The 11,735-nt window shown below is 35.7% G+C and carries 9 protein-coding genes; 6 read left to right on the top strand and 3 right to left on the bottom strand.

Annotated features, from left to right (window positions below; genetic code table 11):
* The 5 genes from pbpC to ACN0U3_RS08405 all read left to right on the top strand — a co-directional run bounded on the left by pbpC (position 1) and on the right by ACN0U3_RS08405 (position 7,181).
* Positions 1-2,370 carry a penicillin-binding protein 1C gene (gene pbpC, locus ACN0U3_RS08425; protein WP_417265855.1) on the top strand — a complete coding sequence of 790 codons (2,370 nt, stop codon included), beginning with the start codon at positions 1-3 and terminating at the stop codon, positions 2,368-2,370.
* A 356-nt stretch (positions 2,371-2,726) separates the two neighbouring features.
* Positions 2,727-4,211: a polysaccharide biosynthesis C-terminal domain-containing protein gene (locus ACN0U3_RS08420; protein WP_417265854.1), complete on the top strand. Its 1,485-nt coding sequence runs from the start codon at positions 2,727-2,729 to the stop codon at positions 4,209-4,211.
* An 8-nt stretch (positions 4,212-4,219) separates the two neighbouring features.
* Positions 4,220-4,942: an SGNH/GDSL hydrolase family protein gene (locus ACN0U3_RS08415; RefSeq protein ID WP_417265853.1), complete on the top strand. Its 723-nt coding sequence runs from the start codon at positions 4,220-4,222 to the stop codon at positions 4,940-4,942.
* Positions 4,943-4,949: 7 nt separating this feature from the next.
* Positions 4,950-5,852: a LicD family protein gene (locus tag ACN0U3_RS08410; RefSeq protein WP_417265852.1), complete on the top strand. Its 903-nt coding sequence runs from the start codon at positions 4,950-4,952 to the stop codon at positions 5,850-5,852.
* 138 nt (positions 5,853-5,990) lie between these two features.
* Entirely contained in the window at positions 5,991-7,181 is a 1,191-nt protein-coding gene (locus ACN0U3_RS08405; RefSeq protein WP_417265851.1) for a hypothetical protein, read from the top strand.
* Positions 7,182-7,266: 85 nt separating this feature from the next.
* Here the strand turns inward: ACN0U3_RS08405 and ACN0U3_RS08400 are convergent, their stop codons facing one another.
* Entirely contained in the window at positions 7,267-7,776 is a 510-nt protein-coding gene (locus ACN0U3_RS08400; protein ID WP_417265850.1) for an NADPH-dependent FMN reductase, read from the bottom strand.
* A gap of 7 nt (positions 7,777-7,783) precedes the next feature.
* On the bottom strand, positions 7,784-8,008 hold the full coding sequence (locus ACN0U3_RS08395; protein WP_417265849.1) for a hypothetical protein: 225 nt from the start codon (positions 8,006-8,008) through the stop codon (positions 7,784-7,786).
* A gap of 199 nt (positions 8,009-8,207) precedes the next feature.
* Here ACN0U3_RS08395 and ACN0U3_RS08390 point away from each other — a divergent pair, with 199 nt between their 5' ends.
* The gene (locus ACN0U3_RS08390) at positions 8,208-10,070 is read left to right on the top strand and encodes a T9SS type A sorting domain-containing protein (protein WP_417265848.1); all 1,863 of its coding nucleotides are present in this window, start codon (positions 8,208-8,210) and stop codon (positions 10,068-10,070) included.
* Positions 10,071-10,133: 63 nt separating this feature from the next.
* Here the strand turns inward: ACN0U3_RS08390 and mnmE are convergent, their stop codons facing one another.
* Positions 10,134-11,504, bottom strand: coding sequence for a tRNA uridine-5-carboxymethylaminomethyl(34) synthesis GTPase MnmE (gene mnmE / locus ACN0U3_RS08385; protein ID WP_417265847.1), 1,371 nt, complete (start codon positions 11,502-11,504; stop codon positions 10,134-10,136).
* Between the last annotated feature and the right edge of the window lie 231 nt (positions 11,505-11,735).

Below are 11,735 nucleotides of genomic sequence, written 5' to 3'. Positions count from 1 at the left end.
GTGCGAATCAAGATTGGAAAATACAGGTTTTATTTTGCACCTAGAAAGTTAACGTACTTTGCAATATTGGCATTCTTCGTTTACTTTCTAGGTTGTTTGCCTACTGTTTTATTTGACCACCCAACTTCTACAATTTTGCTCAGCAAAGAAGGTCAATTGATGAATGCCCGCATTGCTGATGATGGTCAATGGAGGTTTCCAGAAATGGACAGCACTCCTAAAAAATTCAACGCCGCGATAATCGCATTTGAAGACCATGATTTCTATGCCCACACAGGAGTCAGTTTTCGAGCAATCGGCCGTGCTATTTTAAGTAATTTAAAAGCCCAAAAAATTGTCAGCGGAGGAAGCACCATTACCATGCAAATTGCAAGAATGGCGAGAAATCGAGACAGAACCTTCTACAACAAAACTATAGAGGCTATTTGGGCATTTCGTTTGGAGTTGCGCTACAGCAAGGAAGAGTTATTAACCCTCTATGCTTCACATGCGCCTTTCGGAGGAAACGTTGTAGGATTAGAGGCTGCATCTTGGCGATATTACGGACTACCACCACATGAATTATCTTGGTCGCAAGCTGCTACTTTAGCCGTGCTTCCCAATGCTCCAGGGTTAGTTCACCCAGGAAAAAACAGAGCAATCCTTTTAGAAAAACGCAACAAAGTATTGAAAACCTTATTTGAACATCAAAAGATTGATGCCATAACCTATGAACTTGCTTTAGAAGAGCCCTTAATTGGAGCTCCAAAAAAGCTGCCCTCTCTTGCACCTCATCTTTTGGAAAAAGCCATCAAGAAAGGCCAAAAAGGGAAACGTATGAGGACAACATTGGATATGAGTAAACAAGAAAAGTTCACCCAAATTTTGGCACAACACCAAATGCATTTGAATCATAATTATATTCACAACTCAGCATTACTCGTTATTGATGTTCGCAACAACGAGGTGGTTACTTATTTGGGGAATTCTGCAACAGAAAAAGAACATCAAAAGTATGTTGACATCATCCGTGCTCCCAGAAGTTCTGGAAGTATTCTAAAGCCTTTTCTTTATGCTTCAATGATACAAGAAGGACTGATACACAACAATCAGTTGATTCCAGATGTCCCCATGAATTTTGATCATTTCACCCCCAAAAACTATGACGAAAAAAACGAAGGCGCTGTAAAAGCAGGTGAAGCTTTGGCTAAATCTTTAAACATTCCGTCTGTATATCTTCTCCAACAATACGGAATAGACAAGTTTCTTCATAAGTTGAGATCAATAGGACAAAGTCATATTTCCAAAAGTGCTGAACATTATGGTTTGTCTTTAATCCTTGGAGGTGCTGAATCTTCATTATGGGATGTTGCCAATGCTTATGCTGGAATGACCAAGACATTAAACTATTACAACAATGAAAACATGTACACTACCAGCACATGGGAAGATGCAAGTTTAATCCTTCCGCATCCATCGACCAACTCATCACTTACTCGAACAACTTCTAAACTTGACGCTGCTGCTATCTATGAAACTTTTCAAGCTTTATTAAGCGTTAATCGTCCACATATGGAAGCTTCATGGGAACAATACTCCTCCTCCTCGAAAATTGCGTGGAAGACCGGAACAAGTTATGGCAACAGAGATGCTTGGGCAATTGGTTGCACCCCTGATTATGTAGTTGCCGTTTGGGTGGGGAATGCGACAGGCGAAGGACGTCCTGGAATTATTGGAACCACAGCTGCAGGTCCAATATTATTTGATGTTTTCTCCCATTTATCTCTTAAGAGAAGTTGGTTTATTCCTCCTTATGATGAGCTAGTAAAAATGAGTATCTGTAAAGACAGCGGACATAGAAATACTATGAATTGCACAAAAACTGATACAGTTCAAGTTCATCAAAATGCACTAAGAGGTCCATCGTGCAATTTTCATGAGGTTTATTTAACAGACGAAAATGAAGAGTACAGATACACACAAGAATGCAGTCAAGGAATAAAAACCAAAACCGTTTCACAATTTGTACTTCCTCCATTGCAGGCTTATTTTTACAGGAGTACGCATCCCAATTATAAGAACCTCCCTCCTTTTCACCCGAATTGCGAAGGAAAAATGTTCCAACACACCTTTTCAATTATTTATCCAGAACACAACAGTAAAATGATAGGGACCTTAGATTTAGATGGAATTTCGAAAGGTATTATTTTTGAAGCTTCACATCCTGATCATTCAGCGACTTTGTTTTGGCATGTTGACGATCATTATTTAGGAGAAACAAAAGGAAAGCATTCCATTAAGTATCTTCCTGAAGGTGGAGAACATTTGTTGACTGTTTTAGATGAGCATGGTAATCAAAAGAAGATTTTATTTACAATTTTAGGAGATTGATCAATTTAATCCGTGAATTCGACACCATATTAACCATTTCATCGTTCTATTGAGTCTGTCGAAATATGCGTACCATTTTACCCCATTCGCATTATTAGTACGCCGATAACGCTGATTAAAGCTGATTTTTTAAAGTAAAATCCGTCACCATCCGAGTTGCCTTAGCATCTGTGTCATCCGCGTGCCATTTTACCCTATTCGCATTATTAGCACGCCGATAACATTGTTTTCCAAACGCTGATTAGAGCTGATTTTTTAATTCACACACATCTTCACAATAAATAAAATCCAATAAAATCTAAATACTCTTCAATATTCATATTTTTGTAACAGTTGATTAAAATAACACACTAGCATTGGGCATCGTACAAAGACAAAGTTTAAAAAACTCGATTGTAAATTACTTAGGCATTATTGTCGGTGGATTAAGTACGATGTTTATTTATCCACTAGATTGGGAGTTATACGGAGAAATTCAATTTAGTTTATCCACTGCTATTTTATTGAGCGCCTTCTTTTCCCTAGGGAGTCACGCCTTGGTCAATAAGTATTTTCCCTACTTCGAAAGCACCAAAACAAAAGGTTTTATCTCTTTACTTTTCATCTACAGTACCCTTAACATTATTTTAATTTCTGCCCTACTCTATCTGTTTAAAGGGCCATTTTCCACCATTTTAGAATTAGGTGGTTTTGATGTCGACAAAATAACAGAAAACCTTTTCATCATTCTACCTCTTGGAGTATTAATGGTTTACATCGCTGTATTACGTGCGCACAGCTTCAACTTTGGGAGAATTGTGTACCCTGATATCATTTCCAATTTCAGTCTAAAAATTATTGTTCCAGCAATCATTCTACTGAGTTATTTTTCACTCATCAATTATAATATTGCAGGTTGGGTTTTGGTGTTCTATCACATCGTTATTGTAATTTTACTGTTGCTCTACTTGAATTCATTGAATGGATTGGATTTTAAATCTGGAGTTTTAAAGCGGGTTGAAAGAAGCAAACAGGTCGAAATGGTGCGTTACATGCTTTATGGCGCAATGAATCATGTTGGAAACATTTTGGTTTATAAAATCGATGTGGTGATGATTGGACTACTCCTTTCTTCTACAAAAGTGGGCTATTACAGCATCTTTCTTTTCCTATCTGTAGTGATTGAAATACCGACCAAAGCCGTTTTTCAAATTACAGGACCAATGATTTCTAAAGCTTTCGATAACAATAACATGAATGAAATAAGAAAGCTGTACAAATCAGCTTCTGCCAATTTATATGTTATAGGAATTATTTTGTTCTCCTTGATTTGGTTGAATATTGAGACCTTTTTTGCCGTGATGACCAATGGAGAAGATTTGGTGATGTTCAAAACAGTGTTCTTATTATTGGCTTTGACGAAAATCATAGATATGGTAACGAGTATTAATTTTTCAATTATCTCCTATTCAAGATACTTTAGAGTAAACACCTTGTTCATCTTCACATTAGCCATTTCAAATGTCATCCTCAATTATTATCTCATTAATTCATATGATATTGTTGGAGCGGCATTATCTACAGGTATTTCAATGCTTGTTTTTAATATTTTAAAGACGGTTTTCGTGATGATCAAATATAAAATGCATCCATTTACTTGGCCAATGATTATCATTTCACTTTTCCTAATGGTAGCGATATGCCTTCCTTTACTTCTTCCTGTAGTTTTTAAATCAATCGTTCTTTCAATATTGATTTCAGGTTCATTTGTTATATTGTTTATTTTTGTTGTTTACAAGCTTAACATTTCAATAGAAATAAATAGATTTATCGATAAATACGGTGCTAAAATTCTTAAATAAAACGTAAAATGAAGATTCAAAAAATTGTTATTGTGGGTAATTCAGTTGCATTGCGCAATAGACCGCACAACAATTTGACGAGCCAAAATTATGGTCAAATTATTGAGAAAAAGCTCAACGAAGATAAACAAGATGAAATCATTCAAGTGAAGAACCTTGCCTTTACGCGTGCTACGGTGTACGATTTACACAAGGTTTATCCTCAAATCATCAATAATTACGGGGACTTATACATCATCAATATTGGAAGTTCAGACGCCGCAACACGAGAAGTCCCGAGATGGTTTGCCGACTTTTTATTTTCCAACAAAAGAAGTTTTCTCATTAAAGCAATGAAGGCATTTCATCTTTATGTGATCAAGCCCAACATGAGGTTTTTGGTAAAATTGAGAGGTAAACGTGCATGGACTTCAGCAAAAGTATTTAGACAAGAATACACAAAATTACTATATGAAATTCAACACAATACCAACGGTAAAGTGATTTGTTTATCCATCAACCTGCCCAATGAACGCATAGAAAAGAAGATTCCAGGAACCTACAAAAACTATCAGAAATTCAATGGAATAATCGAATCTGTTTGTAAAGAGAAGGACGCTATTTTCTTAAATTTGGATGATTTAAAAGTAGAAGAGCATTTCCCAGATGGAATTCATTTTTCAGAACAAGGAAACAAAGTCGTTTCAGAACGATTGCTAGATATCATTGGCAAAAATAAAATATTCAAATAAAACATTCATGGAATTTAAAAACCTTAAAGAAACACAATCCGCCTTACTAGAAATGGCAAAAATTATCGATCAAAAATGCCGTGAACACAATATCACTTATTGGATTTGTACAGGTACTGTTTTAGGAGCGGTGAGGAACAAAGGTTTTATTCAATGGGATGATGATTTGGACATGTGTTTCCCTGTAGCTGATCACAGAAAATTAGTGAAGGTTTTAAGAGAGGAGGTTGTTACAAAATATCCACATTATATTTTATACAATGACAATCGACCATTTCCACATTATTCAGAATATTTAGCCGATACAAGAATAATGAGTAATCGTTTATACCCTATCAAAATTGATTTGGTTAAAGTTAAATCTATACCAAACACAACTGAAGCCATTCAAAATGATATTGATCGAGTGAATTTGTTGGCCTACATTTTTGATCAAAAGAAAGAACTAAAAATTCAAAATCAAGATTTAGTTCAAAAACATCTTTTTAAAGGCAGTTTCTTATTTAAACGTGAACGTTATTTGAAAAATTTTATTGAATATGTAGAAGGGCTTGATTCAATAGACAAAACACACGTATATGAAAACATATACAACGACATCTTTTTTTCTAGAGCAGTAAAACCATATCAATACGAAGATCTATTTCCTTTGCAGGAGCTTGAATTTGAAGGCTATAAATTCTTTGCCCCTAGAGATACAACCACCTATCTTTCTAATTTGTATGGTGAAAACTTCATTACTCCTCCACCAGAAAAAATGCGTAAACCTTATTCTAAATCGTTAGATAACAACAAACTTTCTGTGTTTCTGACCAGAAAATTAATTTGGACTTTATACATGTTAAAAGCGATCAAGGGAAGCTTTACATTGCCTGCAAAGATTAAAAGATTGAAGCAGAAATCAATTTAGAACAAAAGAATAGACACCAAATTTTACTATCCTTCCAGTTGCGATGAAATACTGCAAGAGTTTTTCTTATATTTACCGCTTATATTTTGTCAAAAAGTAAACATTATTACTTCATAATCCTCACATACAGAAATTAAAATGAATAACAATCAAGCAATTAGCAACCTCAAAGAATTAGATACCATTTTTAGAGAATTAGGTGTTGAATACTGGTTATCAAACGGAACTCTTTTAGGGGTTTATCGTGATAACAAGCTGATTGATAGCGATGCGAATACAGATATTTCTGTTAATGTGAAAACAATATCCAAAGACATGTTCCAAAAAATCAAAGCAGCTAACTTCTCGCTGGTACGTTTTTTTGGAAAGTTACAAGACGGATTTATGGTTGAAATCGCTAAGAATGATGTTAAAACCAACCTTTTCTTTTTTTATAAAAATAAAGAGAAATGGTACCACTCTGTTTATGTTGATGTAGATGGAAATGAAAGTTTAAAATACGATTATGTTTTCGAGCCGTTTGAATTAACTGAAATAAGCTTCGAGGGCAATCAGTTTGTTATTCCTTCAACTACTGAAGTGGTCTTAAATCAACAATATGGTGATGATTGGCAAACCCCAAATAACAATTGGTCGTATACTGATTCACCAAAAAATGCTGTTAAAACAAACGAACGATTTAAAGTAAGTGAATCAGAAAGCGATTTCAATACATTAATGAATTTTGAAAACAAATCTTATTGGGACGAGTTTTACAAATCAAATAAGGACCTGAATAAAGAATCAGATTTTGCACGTTTTGTATTGTCTGATCTTGAGAAAAGATACGAAAATCTAGGATCCATTCAAATGGTTGATTTAGGATGTGGTAACCTACGAGACACAAGATACTTTCATCACAATGGAATAAATATCGAAGGAGTAGATTTAAGTTTCAACCTCAGCGACCCTTCAATAAAAACCTACAACGACAGTGTTTTAAACGTAGATTTACAGCAATATAACGTATTTTATGCCCGTTTCTTTGTTCACTCAATTAAGGAAGATATTCTAGATGAATTATTGAATAAAATCAAATCAGAAGCTGATAATTTCATCTTCTATATTGAAACAAGGTCATCAAAAGACATTACCAACGAGAAAAAATCCATCACATTTTTCAAATCCTCAATTGGTGATAAACATTACAGGTATTTGTATTCAAAAGCTTATTTAGAAGAAAAATTAAAGCCTTTATTCAATATTGACTATTTAATTGAAGATAAAGACTTAGCCGTTTACAAAGAAGAAAATCCTTATTGTTTAAGGGTTATTTTGAAGTCTAAATAAATTGGTTGATGAGAAGATTGTCTGATAAGCCTATTTATTTCTGTCGTTTGAGTTAGAAGACATCTTTTTATAATCTTAAAAACCGCTACAACAACTCGAAAGCAGCTACTAAAACCTCTTTAGTTGCTTCAGAAAGAATGATCAATTCATTTGTGATTTCAACATCCGTCTTGTAAAGTGGAATTTGAACTATAACATTTGCATCAATCGCATTCAATGAAAACAGTAAGGACTGCATGGCATATTCTCCTCTTGGTTCATGAGGTGTGAAAGTGATTGGTAAAACAGGTTTATGCTCAAATTCTCCTGAATGTGTACACCATTCTATCATGTTCTTGAGCACTGCAGGAATATTGTGCGTGTATTCAGGAGTTGAAATAATAATAGCATCGGCCAACAGAACTTGTTTTTTAAAGTCCTTTACAATTTCTGGAATTTCATGTTCTAATCTTTTCGGACTAAACAAAGGAAAATCCGCCAAAGCGTCAAAAATATGAATTTCATGTTCTCCTTCAAACACTACTTTCATTGCTTCTAAAAGAAAGTAATTACTTCCTTTTTCACTTGCTGAACCAGAAATGGCGAATATTCTCATTGATTAATTATTTGTTCAAACTGTTTGTTTCTTTTTCAAAAGCCTTTATTTTTTCATCGAGTTCCTCTTCAATTTTGTTTAAGGAATCCATTGATATCAAGGGCACAAAATCATCCATCAATAATGTGGTGTCATTGGTCTTTGTTTCTTCATCCAACGGCACCTGACTATTGCATCCAATGACGAATAAGCTTAAGCCTATGGCGAATATATTCTGAATTAAATTTTTCATTGCTTTCTATTTTCAAATGTAATTATGTCTTAGAAACAGTCCTAAAATAACAAATTCCAAATAATAGTTCAACGGAGTTACCTCATTCATTCCAAACCAAATTTAGAATCCATAGGTTTAATTTTATATTTTTTTTAGAAAGTTTTTCCAACCCAATCACCTTTTTAAACGTGTAGGGTGCACACTAAAAAAAAACAAGATGAAAAAATCGTTGATTACAATCGTAGCTACTATCACTGGATTTGCTGTTCATGGGCAAGTTTTGGTTGATGACATTAATCCTGGAGCAGGAGATGCTTACCCTTCACAGGTCACAGAAGTTGGAAATAAAGTTTATTTCTCGGCAGATGACGGAACAAATGGAAACGAAGTTTGGGAATATGACGGAACTACCACCACCTTAATAGATGTTAATCCTGGTGCGAATGGCTCTTACCCTAATCATTTTAAAGCCTTAGGAAATGATTTGTATTTCGTTGCAGATGATGGAACTGCTGGACAAGAACTCTACAAATATGATGGAAACAGCCTTACACTCTTTGATATCAATCCTGGATCTGGAAGTAGTTTTATCTCAAACATGGTAGAGTATAATGGGAGTTTATTCTTTTCTGCAGACGACGGGACCAACGGAACAGAATTATGGCAATGTGATGGAACAAACATAATATTGCATGATATTAATCCAGGTTCAAATAACTCGAATCCATCCAATCTTTACATTTATGATAATCACCTCGTTTTCACAGCAGATGATGGAACGGTAGGAAATGAACCTTTCAAGTTTGATGGAACAACAATTTCATTGATCGCTGATGTTAACCCTGGTCCACAAGGGTCAAACCCTAGCGCGTTTCAAGCGCATGATGGTGATTTATTTTTCGCTGCATCCGATCCAAGTAATGGAAACGAATTAAGACAATATGATGGAACTTCTGTGACCACTCATGATATCGCATCTGGATCTACAGATTCTTACCCTTATTTTTTAAGAAGTGATGGAAGCTATTTATATTTTGCAGCGACTCTTGCAGCCACAGGTACGGAGTTATTCGTATTTGATGGTACAAACGTTACTCCTTTCGACATCAATCCGGGGACCTCAAGTTCCTCTCCTTCTAACTTTAACATAGACCCAAATGGAGGTGTTTATTTTATTGCCAATGACGGAACAAATGGTACAGAGTTATGGTACTGTGATGGAACGATGGTAGACCTTACAGACATTAACTCAGGAGCTGGAAATTCGAACTTAAGTGAAATGGTGTTTTACGAAGATCAACTGCATTTTCTTGCAGATGATGGAAATGTTGGAAAAGAACTTTTCAAAAAAGATGGTGCGAATATAGTCTTAATTGAAGACATTAATCCTGGGCCGACAAGTTCGATGCCGAATGCCCTAAAGGTAATGAACAATACATTATACTTTGTTGCCAATAACGGAACAGATGGTAGTGAGTTACATTCTTGGGACGGAACAATCGTTACTCAACATGAGGTTAACGTTGGACCTGGTGATGCACTTCCCATGTCATTGTCTTACGGAATTAACAGGGTGTTTTTTAGAGCCAATGATGGAACAACCGGATTTGAACTTTTTGAAATGTGTTCAGTTGATACTTCTACCACAGGTCCTGGGGCTACAATCACAGCTAATGCTTCTGGTGGAACGTATCAGTGGATTGATTGCAATTCTGGCTTGCCCATTTCAGGAGAGACCAACCAAAGCTTCACACCAACTATGAACGGTGATTTTGCCGTAATTATTTCTGCTAATGGATGTGTCGACACTTCAAGTTGTATTACAATCGCCAATGTTGGTATTGATCAATTCGAAACAGAAAGTTTTAAGTTGTACCCTAATCCTGCTAGTGAACGACTTTACATTGAAACCGAGCATTCGATCGAAAGCGTAAGTCTAACAAGCATTTCTGGTCAGCAACTAAATACAGAATTACATCCAGACAACAGCATTGATCTCAATGGATTAACACCTGGCGTTTATATTGTAAATATTCAAACCAAGGAAGGTGTAACAAGAAAAAGAATAATCAAAAAGTAGTAAAAGGTAGTATCCCTAGATCGTTGAAAGCACCAGTCAGAAATGACTGGTGTTTTTTTTATGTTATTTTCCGATGCAGAAATTAGCAAAGATATTCCCCAACAAATCATCTGTACTGATCTCTCCAGTAATACTCGACAAATGACGAATCGCACTGCGGATATCCATGGCTAATAAATCACCAGAAATTTGCATTTCTAAAGCTTGTTCTACTTGATTCATGTCGGCAAGGGCGTTGGAGAAAGCTTCGTAATGTCTTGCGTTGATGACGATGGTGTCGCTTTCTGTTGCTAACTCTTCGACCGATTTTGCTAACTCAGCCTTTAAAGCATCTAAACCTTCGTGGTTTTTCGCAGAAATGGCAATTACAGGGTACTCCTCACTGTAAGCTGCGAATTTAGAAGCATCCATTTCTTCGGTTTTGTTAGCGAGGAGAACAATGGATAGTCCTTCACGCTCTAATCGACTTAAGTCATTTTGAACCTCTTCTTTACTCAGTTCATTGGCATCAAATACATAAAGCAATATATTCGATTTAGAGACCTCTGAAATAGCGCGCTCCACTCCTATTTTCTCGATTTCGTCGGTTGCTTCACGAATTCCAGCTGTGTCAATGAAATTGTAAAGTACACCATCGATGGTCAATTTTTCTTCAATGGTATCTCGGGTTGTTCCAGGAATATTAGAAACAATGGCACGTTCTTCATTCAACAAAGCATTAAGCAAAGTAGATTTTCCAGCGTTGGGTCTTCCTGCAATTACAGTACTTATTCCGTGTTTTATGGCATTTCCGTAGGCGAAAGATTCTGTTAATAAGGTCAGTTTTTCTTTTAATTCAATAACCAATTCATTCAACTCTGTTCGGCTAGCGAATTCTACATCTTCTTCAGAGAAATCAAGCTCTAACTCAATTAAGGAAGCGAAATCCATTAAGCGTTGACGTAAATGAGCAATTTTATCAGAATAACCGCCACGCATTTGGTTCATGGCTATTTCGTGACCTTTTTTAGAATCAGAAGCAATTAAATCTGCGATGGCTTCGGCTTGAGATAAATCCATTCGACCATTGAAATAAGCACGCATAGTAAACTCTCCTGCTTTAGCCATTCGACAACCTGCTTTAAACAACAAGTTGAGAATTTGCTGTTGAATAAACGTTGAACCGTGGCAAGCAATTTCAGTGGTATTTTCTCCAGTAAAACTTTTCCCTTCTTTTAAAACGGTTACCAGAACTTCATCAATGACTTTATTTTCATTATCTCGAATTGTTCCAAAATGAACAGTATGGGAATCCACTTTCGTTAAATCCTTAGAAAATATTTTAGAAGTCAATTTCAATGCATCATCGCCCGAAACACGGATAACTGCAATTGCTCCTACTCCATTCGCAGTTGATAATGCACAAATTGTATCTTTTTCAATCAATAAAGCCATGGTAAATGTTCTATTCGTTTAATTCTGCAAAGATAGGGAATTGAAAGGGAGATAGCGTTCGAAAGAAGGTGAAAGTTGATGATTATTCAAAAGAGGAGCGAGGCTTCAAGTTGCGCTGTAATGGAACACGGATGACGCGAATGCAAGCAACACGGATTGTCGCGGATTTTTTATTCACGTGAAAAGATAGTTGATTCAAATTAAAGTGTTCAATAGATAGCTTGTTGAAGG

It is taken from the genome of Brumimicrobium sp. (assembly GCF_048268645.1).
In the GTDB taxonomy this organism is placed as follows: Bacteria; Bacteroidota; Bacteroidia; order Flavobacteriales_D; family Crocinitomicaceae; genus Brumimicrobium; species Brumimicrobium ulvae.
This window is presented reverse-complemented; position numbering and strand designations above follow the sequence as displayed.

What these genes read in the sequence shown, in the direction of transcription:
- ACN0U3_RS08395 (WP_417265849.1), bottom strand. Translation starts at nt 8,008, where the DNA reads ATGAAAAATTTAATTCAGAATATATTCGCCATAGGCTTAAGCTTATTC.
- ACN0U3_RS08410 (WP_417265852.1), top strand. Translation starts at nt 4,950, where the DNA reads ATGGAATTTAAAAACCTTAAAGAAACACAATCCGCCTTACTAGAAATG.
- ACN0U3_RS08400 (WP_417265850.1), bottom strand. Translation starts at nt 7,776, where the DNA reads ATGAGAATATTCGCCATTTCTGGTTCAGCAAGTGAAAAAGGAAGTAAT.
- ACN0U3_RS08390 (WP_417265848.1), top strand. Translation starts at nt 8,208, where the DNA reads ATGAAAAAATCGTTGATTACAATCGTAGCTACTATCACTGGATTTGCT.
- ACN0U3_RS08405 (WP_417265851.1), top strand. Translation starts at nt 5,991, where the DNA reads ATGAATAACAATCAAGCAATTAGCAACCTCAAAGAATTAGATACCATT.
- ACN0U3_RS08415 (WP_417265853.1), top strand. Translation starts at nt 4,220, where the DNA reads ATGAAGATTCAAAAAATTGTTATTGTGGGTAATTCAGTTGCATTGCGC.
- mnmE (WP_417265847.1), bottom strand. Translation starts at nt 11,504, where the DNA reads ATGGCTTTATTGATTGAAAAAGATACAATTTGTGCATTATCAACTGCG.